The organism is Bacillus cereus group sp. BfR-BA-01349 (assembly GCF_022663795.1).
Taxonomy (GTDB): domain Bacteria; phylum Bacillota; class Bacilli; order Bacillales; family Bacillaceae_G; genus Bacillus_A; species Bacillus_A cereus.
The window spans coordinates 1-26,462 of sequence record NZ_JAKUGE010000042.1 but is presented as its reverse complement, the minus strand read 5'-3'; the positions used below and the strand labels follow the sequence as shown (position 1 = coordinate 26,462).

Here is a 26,462-nt window from a genome sequence, read left to right as displayed (position 1 = left end):
CCAGTCACCTCTATCCACTCTTCTTCAATGAACCTTCTTTTTTCTCTTGTTTCATAACGGTTCCTAATTCTTTTTTTGTAAATACACGTAATTTCAAAATAAAAAACATATATGTCAATCCGCCAATGGCTACACCTAACAACGCTTCAAGTGTCGCGCTTCCTCTATGTTCCGTATCAATTACTAATCCAGACATCTGTAACACACGTGTGAACATCATTAATACAAATCCCATACAGATACCACTAATTACTATCCCTAACATATTTCGCTTATTGATAAGTGACCCTGATACAGCTCTCGTAAGCAACAAAGTATTTAGTCCAGAGATTATAATTAACGCACATAAAGTCGCAAAGGCTGCACCTTTCACACCAAAATAAGGCATGAATATATAATTTAACGCTAACTTTAAGCAACCTCCAAATACAACAAATAATGCTGGCTTAAACGTTTGCCCCAATCCTTGTAAAATAGAAGCTGTCGTAATTGACAATGAACTAAATAAAATAGATAACGATAAAATAGATAAAACATCTGATCCATCACTGTTTTCAAACAACATAATATTCGTAGGTTGAATAATACAAGTTAGTCCAATAGCTGCTGCAAGTCCAATAACACATGTTATTTTCACTGCTAACTTTACCTTTTCTTGAATAAAGGAAAGATCTCCTCTTTCCTTCGCCGCTGTAATAATCGGAATAAGTGACAACGAGAAAGAAGTCGTCACAACAGTACCTAATTGCATTAGCGGAATACTTCTATCATAAACACCCTTTAATACCTTTGCATTTTCAGCCTGTTCTCCCGCACCAATAAGTAAGCTGTAAAAGGACACTGAATCAGCCATCTGTATAAAAATAAGCACTAAATTACTAACACAAATCGCTAACCCCTGCCAAAAAAGGATTTTAACTATCTTCCTTTTACCCTTAATTCTCGCTGCACTTTTGAAGAATATAGAACGAAAATCTTGACGCATATACAATATAAGTACAATAATCCCAATAAGTCCACCCGCAATTGAGCCTAACATAGCCCCTGCACCAACTGTATATAAATCAAATCCGTGAGCAATTAGGAATAGCGATAAAAATACAATAATAGAAACTCGAATTGTTTGTTCTATTACTTGCGAAACAGCCGTTGGCATCATATTGTTGAATCCTTGAAAATACCCTCTTGCTACAGACAAAAATGGCATCAATAAGAATAAAAATGAAATAACACGTAGTAATTTATCTAAGTGTATATCGCCCATAGCTACCGCAATTGTTTCGGCCCCAAAAAACAATGTAAAGAAGCCTATAAAACCAATTCCTAATAAGAACCAAAAAGATACACAAATAATTTCTTCTGCTTCTTTTTGTTTTCCCCGCTCTAGTCGTTCTGCAACCATTTTCGAAATGATAACAGGAAATCCATAAGTAGCTAAAATTAAACAAAATCCATAAAACGGGTAAATTTGTTGGTAAATATAAAACCCAATATCCCCCGCTATATTTTGATATGGAATACGGTAAAAAGCGCTTAATACTTTTGTAACGAAACTTGCAATCGTTAATATAATAGCCCCACGCCAAAAGGCTTGATACTTCTTCGCTTCCATACAAGAAAACTCCTTTTTCTATTCTCACCTCTCGTATTATATCATAAAGAAAAGAACAAACTCCCTTCCCAACACGGGTAATAATGAGTTCCTACACGTTAAAAATATTCAACGAAAAAAGGTAGCAAAGTGCTACCTTCATTCAATATACATATATCTCCAAATAATTGATTTCTCAAAAAGAAAGATCATAATTAGGAAAGATTGCTACTTCTAAAATCAATATACCCTTACTGTTCCATTTGTTTCGCTAAGAAACTGGCAGCAGTATTAACCGCTTTATGCTCGATCTCGCTTATAATAGCTTCTTTTGAAAAAATAATGACGGCTCCAATCGGATCTCCGTTTGCAACAATCGGTCCAACTGTATAAGAATGAACCTTTTCTGTTACACCATCAATAATGGAAATATCACTTTCATCCGTCATAATAACAGACTTTCGTTCTTCCATCGTTTTTTCAATTAAATCGCCAACACTTTTATTTAAGTATTCTTTTTTCGATACGCCTGATACTGCGATGATAGAATCTCGATCACACACAAGCACATTATGTCCTAAGCTGTCATATAAAGCATCAGCATATTCTTTTGCAAAATCACCTAGCTCACTAATTGGAGAATACTTCTTTAAAATTACCTCTCCATCGCGATCAACAAATATTTCTAGTGGGTCTCCTTCTCGAATACGTAAAGTTCTACGAATTTCCTTCGGGATTACGACCCTGCCTAAATCATCAATTCGACGTACGATTCCAGTTGCTTTCATTCTAATGCTGCCTCACTTTCTACTGATGATCAAAGTGGTGAATTTACCTGTTCATGTAAAAATCACCAACTGTTAGATATAGTATTTTACACATTAGTTCTTCTATGCACGTCGAATTGTATTTTTTTATCTTATTTTAGGCATTTATTACTTCTTTTTTTACATCTGGCAAGCCTTTTAATAAATTTTCAGCAATCGTTAACCACTTCGATGTCTCTAAGCCATTTGTTTTCATAACAATTTTCAATTGTGATCCTTCCATTCCTAAACCGATCATACGTCCAAAACTATTTCCGAGCATGAATAATTTTCCACCATCAATATTTTGACTTGCTTGTTCAGAAAACAGGAATGTTACTTCAAATTTATTCTGCTTAATTAATTCAATTTTTTCTTTCATTGCCAACACTTTAATATTTGCAATTTGTAATAAATAACCAACTTCTTGTGGATAATCGCCAAATCTATCGATCATTTCTTCCTGCAATTCTTCAATATCCTCAATTGCAGAAACACCTCTAAATTGTTTATACATCATAATTTTTTGCTTACTATCTGAAATATAAGCATCTGGTAAGTATGCATCTACCTCTAAGTCAATTTCAACATTAACTATATTTTCAGCCCCATCTGTTCCTCTACGCTGTTCAATTGCATCTTTTAACATTTGAGAATATAGATCAAATCCGACAGAATCAATAAATCCATGCTGTTCTGCCCCTAACAAATTACCTGCTCCACGAATAGATAAATCTCTCATCGCAATTTTGAAACCAGATCCAAGTTCCGTGAACTCTTTAATTGCTTGTAGACGCTTCTCTGCAACCTCTGACAGCACTTTGTCACGTTTATATGCAAAGTATGCATATGCAACACGATTAGAACGTCCAACACGCCCACGAAGCTGATACAACTGTGATAATCCCATACGATCTGCATCAAATACAATTAACGTATTTACATTCGGGATATCTACACCCGTCTCAATAATTGTTGTACTTACAAGAACATCATGCTGTCCTTCTAAAAATGATAGCATAACAGACTCTAATTCGCTTTCGTTCATTTTCCCATGTGCGTACGTTACGCGGGCATCTGGAACTAACATCGAAATTTCATCTGCTTTTCTTTCAATATCCTCTACACGATTATATAGGAAGTAAACTTGACCACCTCTTGCAAGCTCTCGCTCTATCGCCTCTCGCATTAACGCTGGATTATACTCGACTACATACGTTTGGACTGGGAAACGATTTTCTGGTGGTGTCTCAATAACAGATAAGTCGCGCACACCAAGCATAGACATATGAAGCGTCCGCGGAATCGGAGTTGCCGTTAATGTTAATACGTCAACATTCGCCTTCAATTGTTTAATTTTTTCTTTATGTGTCACACCAAATCTTTGTTCTTCATCAATAATAAGAAGCCCTAAATCTTTATACGTAACATCTTTAGATAAAATACGATGTGTTCCGATTACAATATCTACTGTTCCATCCTTTAAGCCCTTAATTGTTTCATTTTGTTGTTTTCTCGTACGGAATCTACTTAATAAGCCTATATTGATCGGATAATCTTGAAAACGCTCTCGAATTGTTTCATAGTGTTGCTGCGCAAGAATCGTTGTCGGTACTAAAATTGCAACTTGTTTTTCATCCATAATTGCTTTAAATGCCGCACGAATAGCCACTTCAGTCTTTCCATACCCTACGTCACCACAAAGGAGCCTATCCATCGGGCGTCCGCGTTCCATATCTTTTTTAATCTCGTCAATAGAACGTAACTGATCCTCTGTCTCTTGATACGGGAAAGATGATTCGAACTCTTGTTGTTCTGCCGTATCTGGCGTATATGCATAGCCTTTTGAAGCTTCGCGCTCAGCATATAGTTTAATTAGGTCATCCGCAATGTCTTGTACAGATTTTTCAACTTTCGTTTTAACCTTTTTCCAATCATTCCCACCTAATTTGTAAACTTTCGGATCCTTACCTTCAGATCCTACATATTTTTGAACTTGATCAATTTGTTCAATTGGAACGTATAGCTTATCATTACCTTGATATTTAATATTTAAATAATCTTTATGAACACCATTAATCTCTAATGTCTCAATACCTAAAAATTTACCTATACCATGATTTACATGAACTACATAATCTCCAACTTTTAATTCCGAATAACTTTTAATACGTTCAGCATTCGATAACTTTTGTTTACGTTGTGATTTTTTAACTTTCTTATGAAAAAGCTCCTTTTCAGTAATGACAACAAGCTTTTGCATCGGCATTTCAAATCCTGCATGTAAATCACCTACAGCAATTTGTAATCTTCCAGGCAATAAAATATCTGTACCTTCTACAATATCTGCCTCAATATCATAATCACTTAAAATATGTTGTAATTTTTTCACACGTTCATCATCTGTTCCGAGTACAACAGTCGTAAAATGCCCTTCATTCCATCTATCAATTTCTGTTTTTAACAAATTCATCTGTCCATGGAAATCTTGCATTGTTTTACATGTTACATTAACAATATTTTGCGGATGTGTGTGTGCGATATGACGCAAGAATAACGTTAAATATACAAAACTTCTTTTTTTATGATGAAGAAACCCCTCGAATGGGTGAGAGAAAGATAAATCTTGAATAATTGTTCCTTCACCAAGAAGTGATATATACCATTCCGCCTCTTCTGTTTCAAGATGTGATGCTGTTTCTTGAATACGGGAAATCTCATCTAAAATTACAACACCATCTTCTGGTAAATAATCTATCAGACTAGCAGGTTCTTTATAGAAAATAGATAAGTATTTAAACATCTGTTCTATACTTTGCCCGTTTTTCAACATCTCAATTTCATGACTTACCGTCTCAAGCACTTTAGTCTTTAGTTTATCATCAGAAAGTTTTTGCATCGTCTTAGTCAAGCCTTCTTCAAGATGCTGAATTCCTGATTTTAATTCTTCCTGTGAAAATAAAAACTCTGTTGCCGGACCAAACCTAACGCTTTCTTTTTTACCTTGAGAACGCTGTTCATCCACATCAAATAATCGAATAGAATCGACTTCTGTATCAAAGAATTCAATACGAAATGGTAGTTCTTCAGTTAAAGGATATATATCTAATATTCCCCCACGCAAACTGAACTCCCCTGGAGCTTCTACCATCGACTTACGTTCATAGCCAATATGATGTAAAGTATGCAAGAGCGCATCTAAATCAATCTCTTGCCCTAGATTGATTTCAACTTGCTTTTGCTTCCACAATTCTTTTATTGGTAAAAATCTACGCAATCCTGCCACTGGCGCTACAATGATTCCATTCTCTCCCGCAGCCAAGCGATTTAACACTTCTATACGTTGCGCCTTCAATTCTGGACTTGCAACTCCAATTTCCGATGCTATCAGTTCATTCACTGGATATAACCACACATCTTTTTCACCAAGTAACGCCACTAAATCTTCATGTACTTTTTGTGCTTGGTATAAGTTATGTGTCACGATTAATTGTGATTTTTTTGTTTTTTTATATAAAGCCGCCATTAATAATGAACGAGAAGACGTTGCCATCCCTGATATAAGTTGTTCTTTTAACCCATTAATAACCGATTGTATCTCTTCATTTTTATAAAATTGCTCTAATAAACCTATCATTTTTAAAACTCCTCTCAACATAAAGAGCAAGTCATTCTATTTTATGCAAATATTTTGGAAAAGGAAAACAGAAAAATGCTTTGGACATGCCAAAGCGACAACATTTTATTGCAGAAATTTTTCATACTCATAATACTCAGGATAAGATGCGAGCGTTTCTTGACACGATTCACAAATCGTTTTTATATATATATTTCCATTCTCATGAAAATGAATCATTTCTACTACTTCTTGCTCCGTTAGTTGAAATAAAACGTCGCTATATACTTTTTCTGCGTTAATGGAGCCTACATTACCTCCGCAGTGTCTGCAATAATAATACCCTTCCATACTAGCCTCCTAAAAATTCAATTACTACTAGTATGGGTAAAACAAAAGAGAAATATTCCCAATCTTATTTTTAACTATTGAAAGTATTCATGATTTGAAGAAAAGGCTTATTTAGCCACTCTTCACATGCATCCGCTGCTTTTTCAATAGAATGGTTAACATCCGGAATCTCTTCAGATGTAAAGCGTCCTAATACATAATCGACTACCTTCATTCCATTTTTCGGGCGATCAATTCCCATACGGATACGTTGAAATTCTTGTGTTCCTAGGTGCGAAATCGTTGACTTTACACCATTATGTCCACCAGCACTACCTTTCATGCGAAGACGCAATTTACCTACAGGAATGTCTAAATCGTCGTACATAACAACGAAGTCCTCAACATCAATTTTATAATAATCCATGAGTGGACGAATACTTTCCCCAGATAAATTCATGTATGTTAGCGGCTTTAATAAGATTACCTTTTCTCCATTAACAAACCCTGCACCAAATACACCTTTAAATTTTTGTTCATTCAAAGAAATGTTCCAACGCTTCGCAAGTTCATCAATGGCCATAAATCCAATATTATGCCTTGTTAATTCATATTCTCTACCTGGGTTCCCAAGTCCTACTATCAATTTCATTCTTGTACCACTACTTTCTTTTTTCGATACGAAAAGACGTAACCAATTTTGGTTACGTCTCATTCTATCCAATTAATTGAATAATACACTCACAGATTCTTCTTCGTATACACGAATGATTGCTTCTCCGATTAATGGAGCAACTGAAAGTTCATGTACTTTGTCGATTTTCTTCTCTTCCGGTAATACGATAGAGTTCGTTACAACTAACTCTTTAATATTTGAATTTTGAATACGCTCAATTGCTGGACCAGATAATACTGGGTGTGTACAGCAAGCATATACTTCAGAAGCACCGTTCTCAACAAGAGCGTTTGCTGCTAATGTAATTGTACCAGCTGTATCAATGATGTCATCAATTAAAATCGCTGTTTTGCCTTCAATATTACCGATAATGTTCATTACCTCTGAAACGTTCGGGCGAGGACGACGCTTATCAATAATAGCGATTGGCGCTTTTAGACGATCTGCCATTTTTCTCGCACGAGTTACACCACCATGATCAGGAGACACGATTACGATATCTTTAAGACCTTTTGTTTCAAAGTAATCAGAAAGAATCGGTACACCCATTAAGTGGTCGATTGGGATATCAAAGAACCCTTGAATTTGTGGAGCATGTAAATCTAGAGTGATTACACGAGTTGCACCTGCTGTTTCAAGCAAGTTTGCTACAAGTTTCGATGTAATTGGTTCACGAGAACGCGCTTTACGGTCTTGACGCGCATAACCATAGTAAGGAATAACAATATTAATTGTTTTCGCAGATGCACGTTTTAATGCATCGATCATAATAAGTAATTCCATGATATGTTCGTTTACTGGGAAGCTTGTAGATTGAATAATGAATACATCGCAACCACGGATACTTTCTTCAATGTTAATTTGAACTTCTCCATCACTAAAACGATCAACAGAACATTTTCCTAGTCCTACTCCAATATGCTTTGCAATCTGCTCAGCAAGTTCCTTATTAGAGTTTAAAGAGAATACTTTCAAATTAGAATTTAGATATTGAGTCGACATCTAGATTAACCCTCCACATTATTATGATTTTTTCTTATTCAGCAATTGATCAACATAGTCTTCTTTGTTAACTTGACGTGCACGTGCTACCGATAATGCTTTTGATGGAACATTCTCTGTAATTGTAGAGCCTGCCGCCACATAAGCACCATCTTCAACTGTTACTGGAGCAACAAGGTTTGAATTACATCCAATAAATACCCCATTACCAATCACAGTTTTGAATTTATTCTTACCGTCATAGTTCACCGTAATTGAACCACAACCAAGATTCACGTCTTCTCCAACTTGTGCATCCCCGATATAACTCAAGTGTGAAGCTTTACTTCTATTACCAAAGACAGTTTTTTTGATTTCCACGAAGTTTCCAACGCGTACTTCGTCTCCAATAACTGAATCTGGGCGAATATGTGCAAATGGACCAACCGATACTTCTGTACCAAGCTTACTATCATGTACAGTAGATTGTCGAATTGTCGTACGATCTCCAATTTCACTATCGCGAATTACTGTATGCGGTCCAATTTCACAATCAGAACCAATTACAGTGTTCCCCTCAATAATTGTTCCTGGATGAAGAACTGTATCGCTACCGATAATTGCATCAGCAGAAATATAAGTGTTACTTGGATCAATAATTGTAACACCATTTACCATGTTCTTTCGATTGATACGGTTTTTCATAATAATTTCCGCTTGCGATAGAGCGACTCTGTCGTTAACACCTAACGTTTCATCGAACTGCTCTGTTTGATAAGCTGATACGATATGACCTTCATTTTTTAAAATCTCAATAACATCTGGAAGGTAATATTCACCTTGCACGTTATCATTTGAAACTTTAGAAAGTGAAGCAAATAAAGCCTTATTATCAAAACAATACGTACCTGTATTGATTTCTTTAATAGCTAATTCTTTCTCATTTGCATCTTTATGCTCAACAATCTTTTCAACATGACCATTCTCATTACGAACAATACGGCCATATCCAGCAGGCTCTTCTATGTATGCTGTTAGCACCGTCGCCATTGCTCCTGCTTCTTTATGTTGCTGAAGTAATGCTTCCATTGTTTCAGCAGTTATTAGAGGCGTATCACCACAAATAACTAAAGTTGTTCCTTCTTCATTTGCAAGTACATTTGCAGCTTGATCTACAGCATGTGCTGTACCAAGTTGTTCTGCTTGTAATGCAAACTCACTTACGTTCCCTAGCTGTTCTTGTACCATTTCAGCACCATGTCCAACAACCGTTACAAGTTTCTGCAATCCTAATTGAGATACTTGATCGACTACGTGTTGTACCATAGGTTTTCCACATACAGGATGCAGCACTTTGTATAGCTTTGACTTCATACGTGTGCCTTTACCTGCAGCTAGAATCACTGCAAATCTGTTTGACATATAGACCCTCCATCGCAACCTATTTATCCATTAAAGATATTATCCTAAATCATCATATATTTCAAGAAACACATTTTAACTATTAAATTTTACCATAATTCTTATAAGATGTTTTACTCTTTAGTATCTTTTTTAAGAAATAAGCTATACTATTTAAAATGATTTTGAAAAAATTAGTAGTTTCTTCTTTTTATGTTAATAAATTATGAAGTTTCCAAATATAAAGCAAAAAAACAAACCCCTGTAAATGCTTACAGGAGTTTGCTACAAAATTATAAGGCTTTTTGTCAAAAGCCCTTTTCATTCGAATTTTACGAAGCACCTGCTTCTTCAAACTCAACCTCTTCTAACTCGCCTAAACGATGATACTCTGTTAAAACCGCATCTTGAATTTTAGAGCGTGTACCAGAATTAATTGGATGTGCAATGTCACGGAACTCTCCATCTGGAGTACGTTTACTTGGCATTGCTACAAATAATCCATTATTACCATCAATTACACGAATATCATGAACAACAAATTCATGGTCTAGAGTAATAGAGGCAATTGCTCTCATGCGGCCTTCTGTGTTTACGCGGCGTAATCTTACGTCAGTCACTTCCATCTTGTGTTCACCACCCTTTTCTAAATAAGCGATATATTTGTATAAATTCCACAAATTTTCTATTTTCCCTTTAATTTTTTAAAAATTTTTAAGATAAAAATTTTTAAAGTAGTTGAATATAGAGATTAGTGGAGGTTATCGCTTACAAAAGGTTACTTAACTAGGGCGATTACTTCAATTTCAACGGAAACATCTTTCGGTAATTTTGCTACTTGCACACAAGATCGAGCTGGTTTATGAGTAGTGAAATAAGAGCTATACACTTCATTCACAGCATTAAAATCATCCATGTCCTTTAAAAATACTGTTGTTTTTACGACTGTATCAAATGAAGCACCTGCTTCCTCTAATACCGCTTGTAAATTTTGAAATACTTGTTCTGTTTGTACTGTTACATCTCCTGTTACAAGCTCCCCATTTGCCATCAATGGAATTTGTCCTGAGCTATAGAACATGTTATTTACAATAATCCCCTGTGAATAAGGTCCAATTGCTTGTGGTGCCTTGCTTGTTTGAACAACTTTCATACTTTTCACCCTTTTATTATTTATTTTACTCTTTAAAAATAGTGTACGAAAGGCAGTTTGTCCATCTATTTTATAATCTATAAATAAAATAAAAAAAGATAGAGCTATCTGCTCTATCTTTTATTCCGCCTCTACAAGCCCTTCATCAAATGGCGCAAGAGAATAATTCCCTTTTTCCACTTGAATCGTTTTTTCTTTCACATCAACTTCCGATAGACGAATTAATGATACAAAATTATTAATTAGTCGTTCTTCAATATCTGTGGATTCTACTAATACACCAATACCAACAACATTAGCCTTGAACTCTTCTAACATACTCATCATACCTTGAATTGTTCCGCCAGCTTTCATGAAGTCATCAATGATTAAAACATTCGACCCTTCTGGAAGACTGCGTTTCGCTAACGTCATTGTTTGAATTCGTTTAGAAGAACCCGACACATAGTTAATACTAACAGTCGGACCTTCTGTTACCTTATTATCTTTCCTTGCAATTACAACTGGTACATCTAAGTAATTTGCCACTGCATAAGCAAGTGGAATCCCCTTCGTTGCCACCGTCATAACTGCATCAATTGGTTGCCTAGCAAAAACAGAAGCAAACAAACGACCTGCGCCATTAATATGGCGAGGATTACTCAATAAATCTGTCATGTATAAGTAACCGCCAGGCAAAATACGATCTCGGTTTTCAAATAAGCCACAAAGCTCATCAATAATTAGATCTGCCTCTTCTTCACTTATATACGGTATATATTTCACTCCTCCTGCTGCTCCTGGTATCGTTTGCAATGTGCCGACCCCTTGTTGTTCAAACGTTTGCTTAATAATAACTAAATCTTCACTAATGGAAGACTTAGCGGATTGATACCTTTCAGCAAAAAAAGTGAGAGATACTAGCTGACGAGGGTTTTGTAGCAAGTAATAAGTCATATCGACTAATCTTGTACTTCTTCTAATTTTCATACTCTCACCTCAAATCACGAATATTCTAAACAAATCATAACGTATTATACGTCTTTATTCAAGCGTTTCTCGCTCTCCTAATAAACGTACCGCATAGACTTGTTCACAAAATCCTTTTAATCCGTTATAAATGCGATGCATTCGTGAATCATGGTGTACAAGTCCAAATACAGTTGGACCACTTCCACTCATTAATACAGCATCCGCTCCAAATCGCTTCATCTGTGATTTAATACGGGCAACTTCAGGATGCATTCCAAATGTTACATCTTCTAAAACGTTACCAACAGTATCACAAATTCCTTTATAATCACCAGAATTTATGACATCAACCATTTTATCTACATTTGGATGTGTAACTCGATTTAACTTTAAATTTCCATACACATCAGCAGTAGATACACCTATATGTGGTTTCGCTAAAATAACCCAACAAGAAGGCGGAGTCTTTATATGCTCAATTTTCTCTCCTCTTCCAGTGGCAATTGCTGTGCCTCCGTATACACAGAACGATACATCCGATCCAATTTCTGCGCCAAGCTCTGCTAACTCATCAATTGTAAGCCCTAAATTCCATAATTTATTAAGACCACGTAATGTCGCTGCTGCATCACTACTTCCACCTGCTAATCCAGCTGCTACTGGAATCGTTTTTTCAATAGTAATAGATACACCTTTTTTTACATTAAACTTCTCTTTTAATAATTTCGCTGCCTGATAAGCTAAATTTCGTTGGTCGTCTGGGACATACCGATTATGGGATAAAATTTCAATACGGTCTTCTGCTAATTCCGTTAGTTCTAGACGATCTGCTAAATCAATGGTTGTCATAATCATTTTCACTTCATGATATCCGTCTTGTCTTTTTCCCAGTACATCTAACGACAGATTAATCTTTGCTGGTGCTTTCACTAGTAGCTTCAATCTATTCACCCACTCTATGTACTCAATCTTTTATCGTTTATTTTACCATAAATTTATAGTAAGACGATGACACTTCCCTAATTATAACGAAAAGCATTCAGAATGAAACTACTTATGTAAAATGATGGCACCTTTTAGAGTACAAAAAGCCGAGGAATGTCTCCTCGGCTACCGTAGCATAGAAAGTATCTTACAACTACTGGTTTCGTTTCATTAATTGCTGTTCTGCAATTTCTATAGCACGTTTCACCATGTTACCAGCATCTTTCGCACGAATTCCGCCCCATCCTTCTTTCTGAACAACATCATAAAAGCCAAGCTCTTTTGCTAGCTCTTCTTTAAATTGGTTTGACATGACACCTCTTCGTCTACTCAATGCAGAGTCCCTCCTTATTTTGCTACGGTATAGTTAGTATGCAAAATAATATAGCTTTTCATTTATGGGAATATATGTAATGATATACAGATTATAAAATGACCTCATTATGAGGGTCTCCATAAAATGTTAACTCTACTGTCTCTGTTAAAACATCTGCATAACTATAAGATACACGTTGCAACGCATCTTCTTGTTGATCCAATTGTACAACAAAAACGGAGCGGTATGTTTCTGCTAGTACACCTGATTGCTCCACAGTTTTTCTTCTTCCACTATTTGCTTTTAACATAAGTCGCTGTCCAAGATGGTGATCTAATTCGCTTTTAATTTCATCTAAATGTTTTGACATATACTTCGCTACACCTCGCTGTAATTTAGATTGAACACTTAAAGCACGATATATCTATCCTAATTATTAACCGCGATTCACAGCTAATATCATCCTGCGTTTGAATAGATAGAAGAAATACTATATTGTAAAAGTATCATTACGTAGTCTTTACGTTCTTACCTCTTTTTATCCAAATTCATTTAAATCCTTCCATACAAAAAGCAAGATACATATGTATCCTGCTTACTCTTCGTAATGTTGAAAAGGTAATCCCGTTCGTAAAATCCCTCTCGTTTCAATTCCACCTAGTCCCTTTTCACCAGTAATTGTATTACGTACGACATCCCATACATTGACTCTCTCCATAAATGAAGTAAAACTAATTTTACCAACTACATATACAGGATCTAGTGCATGAATATTAATTCTAGATGGTGAACTAGCGAAATTGGCCCCTGCACGAATTAGTGCCTCAAAATGTGATTGACATGCCCCAGCAAAAATAACAAGTTGATCCAATGATGGATATTTTTTTCGCACTTCACGAACAGCCTGTACAAAATGCCTTGAATGCCTATATGCCGCTAAATCTCCCTTCACTCCTTTTGATTTTGTATATGCATCATGCCCTGTAATAACGAGAATGTCTGGGCGAAAGTGATCTATTAAGTCTACTACTTTTTCATGCATCTCCGTTTCTTTACAATGAATACCTTGAACAGGAACGTCAATTTTATTATATAAATCTAAGCACTTGCGCAAATATAAAGGGTCTCCATCTATATGCAATACACGTCCCGGCATTTGAAAATAATTTACCTCACTTGTGTATCCACCAGTTGAAGTATGTTCATGCCTTTGTTTCATCAGTACATAATCTTGTTGAAACAAACGATACGTGCGCTCCATTGTTTCTTTCTCACGCTTCACCCTTTTTTTATGTTCTCTTTGATCTATACTAATTAAATCTTCCAGTGGCGCATCCGCCACCAGTCTAATTTCCTCTCCAAACAATATAGCTATCTCGCCTTTTATTTCTATAATACGAAAAAGAATATCCCTCTTATGAGAATATCGTTCCACTAACTCTCCAACATGTAAAACCATTCTCCTACCTCCAAACTCATTAGGCCATCTTACCTGTTTTTAAAGTATGAATTTAGAGAGAGAAAGGTGACAAAAGGGACAGTTCAACTTGAACTGTCCCTTTCATATTCTTATGATAATTTATGAAGAACTAATGCATTACTTAATGTTGCAAACTCTTCAATAGATAGCGTTTCGCCTCTTCGCTTTGGATCAATTCCTACTTCTGTTAAAATTCGATCCAATAACTCCTTATCTTTCGGGAAACCATTTAAATTATTTGATAAATTATTCATTAAAGTTTTACGGCGCTGTGCGAAACTTGCTCGTACTACTTCAAAGAAGAACGTTTCATCTGTCACCTCTACAACCGGTTTAGGACGCTTTAGAAGGCGGATAATTGCAGAATCAACGTTTGGCTGTGGTACAAACACTGTACGCGGTACAGTCATAACTGTTTCAACCTCTGTATAGTACTGAATGGCAATCGATAAAGAACCATACTCTTTCGTTCCAGGTTTAGCAGCTAAACGATCTCCAACTTCTTTTTGCATCATAACAACAAATCCACGAACTGGTAACTTTTCTTCAAGCAATTTAAATAAAATTGGCGTTGTAATATAGTATGGTAAGTTAGCTACTACCATTACATCTTGCCCTTCTTCAAATTGCTCATTAAATACTTCATGTACATCTGCTTTTAGTACGTCTTTATTAATAACTGTAACATTACCATATGGCGCTAACGTCTCATCTAAAATTGGTAATAGTCTTTGATCAATTTCAAAAGCCACTACTTTTTTAGCACGCTTCGCTAATTGCTCTGTTAATGCACCAATACCTGGTCCAATTTCAATTGCACCACTTTCTGAACCAATTTCTGCATGATCGACAATACGATTTAATACATTTGTATCAATTAAAAAGTTTTGTCCTAAACTTTTTTTGAATGAAAATCCATATTTTTCAACAATGTCTTTTGTACGATTTGGCGTTGCGATATCCTTCATTTTTTTTCCTCCTGTATTACTTGCTTATAAGCTTCTGCAAATGATTCCTTTGAAACTTGAAACATCTGTAATCGTTTATGTAACTGTTTTGCATTTGTATAACCAATCTTTAATAGCTTACCCATTCTTTCTCTGCGGCTCTTTGCCATTTCTCCGCCCACTAAGCCTGCATCGACTAAATCACTCCAACTAATTTCACTTGTGTAAGCTTCCATTTCTTCATGTATATTCTCTAGAGCACGGCGAATCGACTCATTAGAAGCATGTTCAATCCCAACCCCCTTTTTCCTTTTAGCAAGCGCTTCTTCCTTCGGTAAAAAAGCATGCTTACAGCCAGGAACCTTGTCAGAAATAATTTTTCGAATACGCTCTCCAGGATAATCCGGATCTGTGAAAATAATAACGCCCCTTTTTTGCTGCGCTAATTTAACTTGCTCAATAACATGATCACCGATTGCTGAACCGTTCGTTTCAATTGTATCCGCATCAACAGCACGCTTAATCGCAACTGTATCATCTTTACCTTCTACAACGATAATCTCTTTTATTTTCATGCTTGCCTCCACACTCATTTCGTCTCTACTTAGTAAAACAAAAAAATGACGACTTTTCCATTATTATTTTCCCCATTCTTATATTTTAAAAAATAGAATAGAAAAATCTTTGTTCCCTGTTCTTATTGTAACACTTCATCATTCACATTTATTTTCTTGATTACTTCTACTAGTTTTTCTCAAAATAAAAAAGAACAGGTTTCCCCCGTTCTTTTTATTCAACACCAAATAAAACTTTTGCATTTTTAGTTGTCATTTCTGCTACTTCCTCATAAGAAATTCCTTTTAAATTCGCAATTTCTTCTGCTACGAGTTTTACATAACTCGGTTCATTTCGTTTCCCGCGAAATGGATGCGGCGTTAAATAGGGACAATCCGTCTCTATTAACAATTTCTCTAATGGAATCTCCGTAGCAACTTCTTTCGGTTTCTTAGCGTTTTTAAATGTAACTGGTCCACCTAACGAAATTAAAAAGTTCATATCAACACATCGCTCTGCTACTTCTACGCTACCGCTAAAGCAATGCATAATGCCCCCTACTTCAGCTGCATTCTCTTCTTCTAGAATATCAACAATATCTTGAGTTGCATCGCGGTTATGTATAATAATCGGCAAATTTACTTTTTTCGCTAATGCAATTTGTTTACGAAATACTTCTTTCTGTATTTCTTTTGGAGACTTATCCCAGTGATAATCTAAGCCCATTTCTCCAAGTGCAACGACTTTAGGATGAGAAGCAAGTTCTTCTAACCAAGCTAAATGTTCTTCTGTCATGTCGATTGCATCAACTGGATGCCAGCCAACCGCAGCGTAAATAAAATCATAGGCTTCAGCTAATTCCATCGCCTTTTTTATCGTTACTTCATCAAAACCAACAACAACTGTATAAGTAACTCCCGCTTCTTTCATTCGGGAAATAACCTCTTGCAAATCTTCTTCGAATTGCTCTGCATTCAAATGTGAATGTGTATCAAACAACATACTACATAACTCCTTTTATATTGAAATCAAGTTTATTCTACAAAAATAAGTTCTTTAATAACTTAACGATAACAATACTACAATCTTAATGCAAAAATAGAGAGTGTAAAAAGAAAAAAGACGCTTCACACATGTTACACGTGAAACATCTCTTTTCTTGTCTTAATTACTTGATCTTCGTACCATTTGGTAGATTTTGGTCGATTGATGCTAATGACAATACGCCATTCTCTTCGCCCGCTAAAATCATACCTTGCGATAATTCACCGCGTAATTTTACAGGTTTTAAGTTTGTTACACAAATAACCTTTTTACCTTTTAAGTCTTCCGGCGAATAGAATTTTGCAATTCCAGAAACAACTTGACGCTTTTCTGTGCCTAAGTCTAGTTGAATTTTTAACAACTTGTCTGCTTTTTTCACAGGTTCAGCAGATAGTACTTCAGCTACGCGTAATTCTACTTTAAAGAAATCATCAATTGTAATTTCTTCTGCCTTCGGTTCTTCTTCTTTTTTCTCTTCTACTTTAGGAGCAGAGCTTTTCATTTGTTCTTTAATGTACTCTACTTCCACTTCCATTTCTAAACGAGGGAAAATTGGGTTTCCTTTTTCTACTTTTGTTCCAGCTGGAATGCAGCCAATTGTAGATAGACTTTCCCAAGATTTATGAGCTTCATCAGTAAGGCCAAGCTGAGCAAACATCTTGCTTGGTGCTACTGTTAAGAATGGCATAAGCATAATACCTGTTTGACGAAGTACTTCTGCTAAATGAGCCATTACAGAGGCTAACTTTTCACGATCATTCTCATCTTTTGCTAATACCCATGGTTGTGTTTCATCAATATATTTATTCGTACGACTAACTAGTTGCCAAATAGATCCTAACGCTACAGAGAACTCCATATTCTCCATTGCTTCTTCTACTTTTTTCAAAGTATCTTGTGCAAACGCTACTAACGTTTCATCAAATTCCGTCACATTTTCTTTAAATGCAGGGATTTCTCCGTTAAAATACTTATCAATCATAGCTACTGTACGATTTAATAAATTACCTAAGTCATTTGCTAAGTCGAAATTAATACGCTCCACAAATCCTTCTGGTGTGAATACGCCATCAGATCCAAATGGAACTTCACGAAGTAGGTAATAACGTAATGCATCTAATCCGTAACGATCGATTAATGTAACTGGATCTACTACGTTTCCTTTTGACTTACTCATCTTTCCATCCTTCATTAAAATCCAGCCATGAGCAAAGACTTTCTTCGGAAGAGGTAAATCTAATGCCATTAAAATTATCGGCCAATAAATTGTATGGAAACGAACAATTTCTTTCCCAACTAAATGCACATCTGCAGGCCAGAATTTTTTATATTTCTCTTCATTTGCTGTTCCATAACCTAACGCCGTAATATAGTTAGATAATGCGTCAACCCATACGTAAATAACGTGTTTTGGGTTACCAGGAACACGAACTCCCCAGTCAAATGAGGTACGAGAAACCGCTAAATCTTCTAATCCTGGTTTAATAAAATTATTAATCATTTCATTTTTACGAGACTCCGGCTGAATGAAATGTGGATTATCTTCATAGAACTTTAATAGTCTGTCGACATATTTACCCATTCTAAAGAAATAAGATTCTTCACGAACAAGTTCTACATCATGACCACTATCTGGGCTTTTTCCTCCAACTACTTTGTCGCCTTCCATAATTGGATCTACTAATTGATGCTCTGTATAGAACGTCTCATCTTGTACAGAATACCAACCTTCATATTCATCAAGATAAATGTCACCTTGATCTACTAATTGCTTAAAGATTTTTTCGACAACATCTTTATGACGATCTTCAGTTGTACGAATAAAATCATCATAAGAAATATCCATCTTCTCCCAAAGCTCTTTGATTCCTGCAACAATGTTATCAACATATGCCTGTGGCGTAATATTTAACTCTTCTGCTTTCTTTTGGATCTTCTGTCCATGCTCATCAGTTCCTGTTAAATAATGCACATTATAACCTTGCATACGCTTATATCGTGCCATCGCATCTCCTGCTACTGTCGTATAAGCATGTCCAATGTGTAATTTTCCACTTGGATAATAAATTGGGGTAGTAATATAAAAGGACTTATTTTCCTCTGTCATTGTTTTGGACCTCCCGAATAACCTCATATGTATTTATAAACAGTATATCAAAAACTCATATATAAAGTGAAACTTTAATCAGTAGGGTTTTGTTCCTCCCCACTAATTATTAGCCCACGTTAATTGGGCTTTTACGAGCAGCCCAAATCTAACTTATCTTCTTTACGCCAACCTAATTTTAAATTTAGGTCTTAATGCTCGATATCTTTATCATCTATTGCTCATATTTCAAAAAAATATACAATATCTACTTTAAATTTATTATTTTTTCAGAAAATAATGTAAATAATTGTGGAATTTCCTCTCAATCTATTATATATAAGAAATAAGAAATCTATAAATCTTTTTAAAAAATATAGAATTTAAGAATTGACGGAAATGTAAATGATTGGTATCATATGTCCATAGGGTATTTTGTCGAAAAATGACGAATCTAAAAATAGACTCGAAACTTATAAACTATTTATTTAGGAGGAAAAAAATTATGAAATCTACTGGTATTGTTCGTAAAGTTGATGAATTAGGTCGTGTAGTAATTCCAATCGAATTACGCCGTACTTTAGGTATTGCAGAAAAGGACGCTCTTGAAATCTATGTTGATGACGAAAAAATCATCTTAAAGAAATATAAACCAAACATGACTTGCCAAGTAACTGGTGAAGTATCTGACGGTAACCTTTCTTTAGCTGAAGGTAAAATCATCTTAAGCAAAGAAGGCGCTGAGCAAATCTTAAACGAACTTCAAGATTATATCGAAACAGCAAAATAAGCTTCTCAATTATGAGAAGCTTATTTTTTATCGACATGATAGATTTGATATACATCTCTTTTCGACAAATCTCGATCTTTAGCGACTGTTTTAATCGCTTCTTTTGAATTCATACTTTTTTCATTTATATAATATTCAATATGATCATATACCGAAAGAGATTCCCACCATTGTTCTTCTGGAGCAGGTTCTTCTGTTGAACCAGCTACTAAAATACAAAACTCACCACGTACTTCATTTTGCTTCGTCCACTCAATTGCTTCTTCGATTGTTCCTCGAATAAATTCCTCAAATTTTTTCGTTAACTCTCGACATAATACAATCTCTCTATTTCCCAACACTTCCTGCATCGAAATTAAAGTATCATCTAAACGATGAGGTGCTTCATAAAACATCATTGTAGTTTGTACATAACGAAGCTTTTCTAACTCCATCTTCCGTTCCTTTTTGTTTCTCTGCAAGAAACCATAGAAATAAAACTGCTTTGTTTCAAGACCAGATGCAATTAATGCTGTAAGGGCTGCATTTGCTCCAGGAAGCGGAATTACATGATATTGCTCAGCTACTGCCTCAACGACAATATCGTAACCTGGATCAGAAATACATGGCATACCAGCGTCACTAACAAGTGCTACATTCTTTCCATCCTCTAATTTCTCTAATAGTTTCTTCCCACTTACTTCTTTATTGTGCTCATGATAACTCGTGACAGGTGTTTCAATTTCAAAATAATTACAAAGTTTTTTCGTTTGTCTCGTATCTTCAGCAGCAATTAAATCCACTTCTTTTAAAATTCGGATTGCACGAAATGTCATATCTTCTAGATTTCCAATAGGAGTTGGTACTAAATATAAAACTCCCTTTTCATTTTGTTGAAAGCTTTTTTGTTGCCACATAGCGTTCTCCTTTTTGCATATATGCCTCTTTTTGTTTTCTCGTTAATTTCTTAAAGTAATACTCCGCTTGCATAGCTGTACGCTTATCATCATGGGTCTCTACATATTTTAAAACGACAGGAAGCCTGACACGTGTATACTTAGCCCCTTTGCCGCTATTATGAGTCTGAATTCTCTTTTCTATATGGTTTGTATATCCAGCATAATAACTTCCATCAGAGCACTCTACCACATAAAAAAAGTGCTTATTCTTCTCCATATAAAATTGAACGTAGCTCCTTTGTATATTCGTTATTGTTCTCATATACAACGAGAGGCGGTAAGATTTTCAAATCTGCATTTCCATCCTTAATTCCTTCAATTAACAATGTATTTGCTTCTTTTCCAACCTTAGGATAAACAAATTGCACACGCTTTGGTTCAATTTTATATTTACGCATTAATGTGACAATGTCTAGTAATCGCCCTGGACGATGTACAAACGCTACTTTCCCACCTTGTTTTACTAACTGACTACTTGCAGATACAACATCTTCTAATGTACACATAATTTCATGACGAGCTATCGCTAAATGTTCATTCATATTTTTCTCTGAAGTTTGAGGTGTTTGAAAATATGGTGGATTACATGTAACAACATCATATTGATGACGCCCAAGTTTCTCTGGCATATCTTTCAAATCTCCATGTATGAGGTGAATTCTTTCTTCCAACCCATTGTATTGAACACTTCTTACTCCCATATCATATAAGCGTTCTTGAATTTCCACACCAGTAATATTTCCTTTTGTTCTTGTACTTAATAGAAGGGGAACAACCGCGTTACCTGTACACAAATCAAGTAAATTCCCCTTTTGAATTGGTACCCATACAAAATCTGCAAGTAAAACGGCATCTAAAGAAAAATTAAATACCGATGGGCTTTGTATAATCTTCATGTCTTGTGCTAATAAGTAATCTAAACGTTCATCTTCATATAAATTCATATACTGCTCCTTTTCTTACCCTTAACCTACCCTATTTCATGTATAAAAAATTACCTTTCCAATTATAATTGGAAAGGTAATTTCACTTTTTATTTAAGAATGACAGACAGAACAAACAATCTCCCTCTTTACGTACACTTCCATAATGTAGATTGCAAATATGAAAACCTTCTTGATACAGTCTCGCTAAATTGTCATAGCCTTCACCAATATCTGTTTTCGGCTTCACTTCTTTACGTTTTTGAGTTTTTTGTTTTTCTTTATTCTGCACTTCTTCAAAACGGTGTCGCAAATTGTTATTTTCCATTTTTATATGCTGGTTTTCTTCCAACAACTCTGCAAGATGCTGTTTTAACTCTCCCAACTGTTTATATAAATGTCCAATTTGCTCTTCCATACTAGAAACCGATTCAAAAATATCTTTTTTCTCCACAAGCACCCACCTCATTAATCTGTGGTTTGACTCGAAACGACCCCTTTATTTACTAACTCATCTAACGTATATTCTACTATCCGTTCCTTGTCTACTAGTTCCACTTGAATTAATCTTTCTAAAATATTTAATCCGATAACGCGGCCAGTACCATGCGGGGTTTGTATACGTTGATCTAAATCAGGAAGTTGTTCCTTTGCTGCCTCATATTCATCATTCTCATATTTTAAGCAACACATTAAGCGACCACATAAACCAGAGATTTTTGCAGGATTTAATGATAAATTTTGATCCTTTGCCATTTTAATGGATACAGGTTCAAAATCCCCTAAAAAAGTAGAACAACAAAGCATACGACCACATGGACCAATACCACCTAGCATCTTCGCTTCATCACGAACACCAATTTGTCTTAGTTCAATTCTTGTTCTAAAAATTGCGGCTAAGTCCTTCACTAGTTCGCGGAAATCGATCCGACCATCCGCAGTAAAATAGAAAATAATCTTATTACGATCGAATGTATACTCTACATCTACAAGTTTCATATCAAGATTATGCTCTACTACCTTTTGTTGACAGACTTGATATGCTTCTTTTGCAGCATGTTTGTTCTCTTCAACAATGGTACGATCATTTTCATTTGCAATACGAATAACCTTTTTTAGCGGTAATACAACGTCGTTTTCATCAACTTGTTTTTTGGTAATAACTACTTTTCCGTATTCAATACCTCTTACCGTTTCTACAATGACAAACTCATTTTCAGAGATATCGAACTGATTTGGATCAAAGTAATATACCTTTCCGGCCTTCTTAAAGCGAACACCTACTACATCATACAAAACGGTCATCCCTCCTGCAACCGCAACACTAACTGTTCGAACACAAGCTGCGCATTTACATTAGCGTTGATTCTATTTTTTGCCTCTAATATATTAAAGAGAGCTGATACAATGCGCTTCTGAGCATAGGAAAACGATTCAAACATCTCTTTCTGATCATGAAAAACAAGACGATCTTCTTCTCCAAGTTGAACATATAATAAATCCTTATAAATAAGGAGTAACATATCTAAACCTTGCTGTAATTGTTCTTTCTCTCCAAAGTGTTTTCCCCATTTTTCTTGTACAAAAAAAATAGAGGTTTTATCTTTTTCGAGCGCTTCACATAATTTTATCACTAAAGCTCGTGCTTGTGCAAACCATTCATCACTACATAAAGCTAAAGCTTCATCAAAACTATTTGTAAGTTGAGCAGCAAGTGTCGATAAAGATGCTGTAATCCCTTCATCCTGTAATCTTCTAATTAAAGATTCCGTAGGTAACGGTCTAAACGTAACAACTTGGCAACGAGATAAAATCGTATTTAAAATTTGATGACTTTGTTCAGTAAGTAAAATAGCAGTTGTATCACTACTTGGTTCTTCTAAAAATTTCAAAAGTGTATTTGCCGCATTTGCTGTCATACGATCTGCGTGCTCAATAATATATAATTTTTTATTTGCCTCTAATCCTGTTTTTGAAAACTCTTCTTGTAAATCATGAATTTGCTGCTTTTTAATAGATAATCCGTCTGGTTTTACAATATGTAAGTTAGGGTGGTTACCTGAATCAATTCGCTTACAGTTTGTACATACATGGCAGGGCTCTACCCCATTCCGCTCAGAACAGAGGAAACTCTTTGCCATTTGAATTGCTGTCGCAAACTTTCCTGTCCCTTTCCCTCCCTCTAACAAGTAAGCGTGGGATATACGCTCTTTTGCAATGCTATTCATCAACATTTTTACACCGATGGGTTGTATAGCAGAAAGCTGCTCCCACGTCTTCGTCATAATGCATACCTCACTTATTTCATTCTTTCCTTCTATTATAACAATTTATCTTCTATAATCTGAACAACTTCTTCTATAAGTTTTTCCATCGGCTGATCAGCATTTACCAATACAATACGATCCGAGAAACGTTCTACAACTTGTAAATACCCTTCGCGTATACGTTTATGGAAAGAGATATCTTCCATATCTAGTCGATTTACTTCACGTCCTGCATCTTTTTCAATCCGAGCCAAACCAACCTCAGGCTCAATGTCTAGATAAATTGTTAAACTAGGCATACAGTCCTCTGTTGCGAAACGATTTATTTCAAATACCTTATCCATACCCAATCCTCTTGCATAGCCTTGGTATGCTAAAGAGCTATCTATAAAACGATCACATAACACGAGGTAGTTCTCATTAAGTGCTGGCATAACTTTTTCTACTAAATGTTGTCTGCGCGCAGCAGCATAAAGAAGCGCTTCTGTACGTGCTTCCATCATCGTATATTCTTGTTTATGTAAAATCGTCCTAATGTCCTCAGAAATTGCAATACCACCTGGTTCCCTTGTCGCCATTACCTTTTGTGCTTTTTTTCCAAAATATGGCAATAAGCTTTTAATTAACGTTGTTTTACCTGAACCTTCTGGGCCCTCAATTGTTACAAATAATCCCTTCATCCTAAAACCTACTTTCTATATCATACACTTTCATATATTTCGTATTCCCTTGAAAACGAGCTCCTGCTCTCTCTAAATACATAATTTGCTCTTTATGCCCTGAAGTAATTCTCTCTCCATACATAATCAATGGAATTCCAGGTGGATACGGAATCACCATTTCCGCCGCTATCATTCCAACAGCCTCTTCTATAGATACTATCTTTGTTTTATATCCTTCTAGTTGTTTATACGTATACGGTAAAAGAGAGAACTCACCTTTATAAGTATAACGAATAGATTCTCTCTTGTCTTTCACCTCATAATGTTGCAATGCTACTCGGATCATCTCTATAACCTTCATATACCCCTCATTTGCTTGTAGTGGTAAAATAAATAGGACATTGTACGGATCAGCCATCTCTGTATATATACCGACCTTTTCAAATACAGACTGTAATTCGTACCCTGATAACTGACAACGAGTTTGTACGGTGACCTTTAACTCATCTTGCAACGGATATTCTAAAATGGCGATTTGAGGAATAGAACGTAGTTGTTCCTTAAATCTTCGTAAAAACTCAACAATTTCACTGTGACCTTCTTCTTTTATACGTGCCATTGTAAGGCGTGCTATATCCAAGGAAGCCATAATTGGATACGATGGACTACTAGATTGTAGCATACTTAAATAAGTAGTAACCTTCTCTTCATCTACTAAGTTCCTATTTATATGTAAATAGGAACCCATTGTCATTGCGGGTAATGTTTTATGTGCAGAATGAACTACAATATCTGCACCATATGTTAATGCTGACTTCGGGAATGGTTCTCCCAAACACAGATGTGCCCCATGTGCCTCATCTACCAAAACAGGTATTTTATGTGCATGTGCAAAAGCGATGCTTGCCTCTAGATCCATCCCCATACCATAATAATTAGGATGCGTTAAAATGAGTGCTTTCGCATTTGGATACTTTCCAATTGCTTTCTTAATAATTTCGTTACGAACTCCCACTGGTACATTATAAGCTTCGTCAATCCATGGATCTAAAAAAATGGGATTTGCTCCCGCAAGTTTTAAAGCATTAATAATTGATTTATGACAATTTCTTTGTACAAGAACAATATCATGTTCCCCGCAACAAGACAAAATCATTGCTAAGTTCCCGACTGTTGAACCATTAATTAAAAAATAGCTCCTCTTTGTATTATAAACTTCAGCCAATAATTGTTGTGCCTCATCTATACATTCAAACGGACTATGCAAATCATCTAGTCCTGCTAACTCAGTTACATCAATAGATAGAATATCTTTAAACTCTCTTATTGCCTCCTGAGGGAAGTTTAAACCATTCTTATGACCTGGAACATGAAAGGATAACGGCCCTCTTTCTTTAAACTCTATTAACGCCTCATATAAAGGCATACGATTTTGATTCATCTACATCTCTTCCTTATTATTCATTCTCTATCTATTATACAGAACAAAAAAAATAATAGGCATATGCCTATTTAAAAATATGATACTTCTAGTTTTCGAAGCTGCTTTAAATAATGTATATATTTCGGATCATCTGTCTCTGTATTCACCATATCCTTTTCACATTCATAGCATATTAAATTATTATAAACATATATACCTTCTTTTCTTTTCGTCTCACAAACAATACAAACTTCACTTTGTAATTTCATAACCTTCCCTCCCTATTTAAGTGAACCTATTTTATACTTCTAATCCTTAACAATTCACAGAAAAATATACACCCATCTTTTATATAATATGATTAACTCTTGGGCAACGTGTTTGTATTACTCTTACTTCTTTCCTATTCTTTTTAACAATACAAAAAAACACAAGTCAAATGACTTGTGTTTTTAGTTGCTTGGCGACGTCCTACTCTCACAGGGACAAGGTCCCAACTACCATCGGCGCTAGAGAGCTTAACTTCCGTGTTCGGTATGGGA

Annotated in this window: 28 protein-coding genes and 1 rRNA gene; 1 reads left to right on the top strand and 28 read right to left on the bottom strand. The window is 35.5% G+C overall.

Annotation, left to right across the window (positions count from 1 at the left end):
* Positions 1–10: 10 nt before the first annotated feature.
* From MR169_RS20590 to metG, 18 genes are all read right to left on the bottom strand, one after another.
* Positions 11–1,612: a putative polysaccharide biosynthesis protein gene (locus tag MR169_RS20590; RefSeq protein WP_242319951.1), complete on the bottom strand. Its 1,602-nt coding sequence runs from the start codon at positions 1,610–1,612 to the stop codon at positions 11–13.
* Positions 1,613–1,842: 230 nt separating this feature from the next.
* The gene (gene spoVT / locus MR169_RS20585; protein WP_000648302.1) at positions 1,843–2,379 is read right to left on the bottom strand and encodes a stage V sporulation protein T; all 537 of its coding nucleotides are present in this window, start codon (positions 2,377–2,379) and stop codon (positions 1,843–1,845) included.
* Between the two features lie 136 nt (positions 2,380–2,515).
* The gene (mfd, locus tag MR169_RS20580) at positions 2,516–6,034 is read right to left on the bottom strand and encodes a transcription-repair coupling factor (protein WP_242319950.1); all 3,519 of its coding nucleotides are present in this window, start codon (positions 6,032–6,034) and stop codon (positions 2,516–2,518) included.
* Between the two features lie 105 nt (positions 6,035–6,139).
* On the bottom strand, positions 6,140–6,364 hold the full coding sequence (locus tag MR169_RS20575; protein ID WP_000399438.1) for an anti-sigma-F factor Fin family protein: 225 nt from the start codon (positions 6,362–6,364) through the stop codon (positions 6,140–6,142).
* 70 nt (positions 6,365–6,434) lie between these two features.
* Positions 6,435–6,995, bottom strand: a complete 561-nt coding sequence (pth, locus tag MR169_RS20570; RefSeq protein WP_000767702.1) for an aminoacyl-tRNA hydrolase — start codon at positions 6,993–6,995, stop codon at positions 6,435–6,437.
* A 72-nt stretch (positions 6,996–7,067) separates the two neighbouring features.
* On the bottom strand, positions 7,068–8,021 hold the full coding sequence (locus MR169_RS20565) for a ribose-phosphate diphosphokinase (protein ID WP_000107420.1): 954 nt from the start codon (positions 8,019–8,021) through the stop codon (positions 7,068–7,070).
* 21 nt (positions 8,022–8,042) lie between these two features.
* The gene (glmU, locus tag MR169_RS20560; RefSeq protein WP_000071033.1) at positions 8,043–9,422 is read right to left on the bottom strand and encodes a bifunctional UDP-N-acetylglucosamine diphosphorylase/glucosamine-1-phosphate N-acetyltransferase GlmU; all 1,380 of its coding nucleotides are present in this window, start codon (positions 9,420–9,422) and stop codon (positions 8,043–8,045) included.
* 311 nt (positions 9,423–9,733) lie between these two features.
* The gene (spoVG, locus tag MR169_RS20555; RefSeq protein WP_000454041.1) at positions 9,734–10,027 is read right to left on the bottom strand and encodes a septation regulator SpoVG; all 294 of its coding nucleotides are present in this window, start codon (positions 10,025–10,027) and stop codon (positions 9,734–9,736) included.
* A gap of 152 nt (positions 10,028–10,179) precedes the next feature.
* The gene (locus MR169_RS20550) at positions 10,180–10,554 is read right to left on the bottom strand and encodes a RidA family protein (protein ID WP_000869812.1); all 375 of its coding nucleotides are present in this window, start codon (positions 10,552–10,554) and stop codon (positions 10,180–10,182) included.
* Between the two features lie 120 nt (positions 10,555–10,674).
* Positions 10,675–11,523, bottom strand: a complete 849-nt coding sequence (gene purR / locus MR169_RS20545) for a pur operon repressor (protein WP_000702468.1) — start codon at positions 11,521–11,523, stop codon at positions 10,675–10,677.
* Between the two features lie 54 nt (positions 11,524–11,577).
* Positions 11,578–12,447 (bottom strand): 4-(cytidine 5'-diphospho)-2-C-methyl-D-erythritol kinase, encoded by an 870-nt coding sequence (ispE, locus tag MR169_RS20540; RefSeq protein WP_000772104.1) that lies wholly within the window; start codon positions 12,445–12,447, stop codon positions 11,578–11,580.
* A 196-nt stretch (positions 12,448–12,643) separates the two neighbouring features.
* Positions 12,644–12,823 (bottom strand): acid-soluble spore protein SspF, encoded by a 180-nt coding sequence (gene sspF, locus MR169_RS20535; RefSeq protein ID WP_002094215.1) that lies wholly within the window; start codon positions 12,821–12,823, stop codon positions 12,644–12,646.
* 91 nt (positions 12,824–12,914) lie between these two features.
* Positions 12,915–13,175 carry a biofilm formation stimulator Veg gene (veg, locus tag MR169_RS20530; RefSeq protein WP_242319949.1) on the bottom strand — a complete coding sequence of 87 codons (261 nt, stop codon included), beginning with the start codon at positions 13,173–13,175 and terminating at the stop codon, positions 12,915–12,917.
* A gap of 225 nt (positions 13,176–13,400) precedes the next feature.
* Positions 13,401–14,264 (bottom strand): sporulation peptidase YabG, encoded by an 864-nt coding sequence (yabG, locus tag MR169_RS20525; RefSeq protein ID WP_242319948.1) that lies wholly within the window; start codon positions 14,262–14,264, stop codon positions 13,401–13,403.
* A 110-nt stretch (positions 14,265–14,374) separates the two neighbouring features.
* Entirely contained in the window at positions 14,375–15,253 is an 879-nt protein-coding gene (gene rsmA, locus MR169_RS20520) for a 16S rRNA (adenine(1518)-N(6)/adenine(1519)-N(6))-dimethyltransferase RsmA (protein ID WP_000651548.1), read from the bottom strand.
* Entirely contained in the window at positions 15,250–15,807 is a 558-nt protein-coding gene (gene rnmV, locus MR169_RS20515) for a ribonuclease M5 (RefSeq protein WP_000692835.1), read from the bottom strand. The genes rsmA and rnmV overlap by 4 nt, the downstream gene beginning before the upstream one ends.
* A 214-nt stretch (positions 15,808–16,021) precedes the next feature.
* The gene (locus tag MR169_RS20510) at positions 16,022–16,789 is read right to left on the bottom strand and encodes a TatD family hydrolase (protein WP_000895846.1); all 768 of its coding nucleotides are present in this window, start codon (positions 16,787–16,789) and stop codon (positions 16,022–16,024) included.
* Between the two features lie 166 nt (positions 16,790–16,955).
* Positions 16,956–18,938, bottom strand: a complete 1,983-nt coding sequence (metG, locus tag MR169_RS20505; protein ID WP_000134135.1) for a methionine--tRNA ligase — start codon at positions 18,936–18,938, stop codon at positions 16,956–16,958.
* Positions 18,939–19,422: 484 nt separating this feature from the next.
* On the opposite strand from metG, the gene MR169_RS20500 reads away from it, so the two are divergent.
* On the top strand, positions 19,423–19,707 hold the full coding sequence (locus MR169_RS20500; RefSeq protein ID WP_000843036.1) for an AbrB/MazE/SpoVT family DNA-binding domain-containing protein: 285 nt from the start codon (positions 19,423–19,425) through the stop codon (positions 19,705–19,707).
* Between the two features lie 20 nt (positions 19,708–19,727).
* Here the strand turns inward: MR169_RS20500 and rsmI are convergent, their stop codons facing one another.
* The 10 genes from rsmI to rrf form a co-directional block, all read right to left on the bottom strand.
* Complete coding sequence (rsmI, locus tag MR169_RS20495; RefSeq protein ID WP_000267821.1) at positions 19,728–20,603, bottom strand: 16S rRNA (cytidine(1402)-2'-O)-methyltransferase; 876 nt, start codon at positions 20,601–20,603, stop codon at positions 19,728–19,730.
* On the bottom strand, positions 20,572–20,862 hold the full coding sequence (locus MR169_RS20490) for a GIY-YIG nuclease family protein (RefSeq protein ID WP_061663944.1): 291 nt from the start codon (positions 20,860–20,862) through the stop codon (positions 20,572–20,574). The genes rsmI and MR169_RS20490 overlap by 32 nt, the downstream gene beginning before the upstream one ends.
* Complete coding sequence (locus tag MR169_RS20485) at positions 20,849–21,589, bottom strand: tRNA1(Val) (adenine(37)-N6)-methyltransferase (protein WP_016118985.1); 741 nt, start codon at positions 21,587–21,589, stop codon at positions 20,849–20,851. The genes MR169_RS20490 and MR169_RS20485 overlap by 14 nt, the downstream gene beginning before the upstream one ends.
* An 82-nt stretch (positions 21,590–21,671) precedes the next feature.
* Entirely contained in the window at positions 21,672–22,022 is a 351-nt protein-coding gene (gene yabA, locus MR169_RS20480; RefSeq protein ID WP_000412063.1) for a DNA replication initiation control protein YabA, read from the bottom strand.
* Between the two features lie 14 nt (positions 22,023–22,036).
* Complete coding sequence (locus MR169_RS20475) at positions 22,037–22,864, bottom strand: PSP1 domain-containing protein (RefSeq protein ID WP_000272429.1); 828 nt, start codon at positions 22,862–22,864, stop codon at positions 22,037–22,039.
* Positions 22,865–22,869: 5 nt separating this feature from the next.
* Complete coding sequence (gene holB, locus MR169_RS20470; RefSeq protein WP_000169563.1) at positions 22,870–23,853, bottom strand: DNA polymerase III subunit delta'; 984 nt, start codon at positions 23,851–23,853, stop codon at positions 22,870–22,872.
* Between the two features lie 35 nt (positions 23,854–23,888).
* Positions 23,889–24,515: a dTMP kinase gene (tmk, locus tag MR169_RS20465; RefSeq protein ID WP_242319947.1), complete on the bottom strand. Its 627-nt coding sequence runs from the start codon at positions 24,513–24,515 to the stop codon at positions 23,889–23,891.
* 1 nt (position 24,516) lies between these two features.
* Positions 24,517–25,938 (bottom strand): aminotransferase class I/II-fold pyridoxal phosphate-dependent enzyme, encoded by a 1,422-nt coding sequence (locus tag MR169_RS20460; protein WP_242319946.1) that lies wholly within the window; start codon positions 25,936–25,938, stop codon positions 24,517–24,519.
* Between the two features lie 71 nt (positions 25,939–26,009).
* The gene (locus MR169_RS20455; RefSeq protein ID WP_000776279.1) at positions 26,010–26,189 is read right to left on the bottom strand and encodes a sigma factor G inhibitor Gin; all 180 of its coding nucleotides are present in this window, start codon (positions 26,187–26,189) and stop codon (positions 26,010–26,012) included.
* 189 nt (positions 26,190–26,378) lie between these two features.
* A 5S ribosomal RNA gene (gene rrf / locus MR169_RS28515) occupies positions 26,379–26,462 on the bottom strand; the annotation flags it as partial.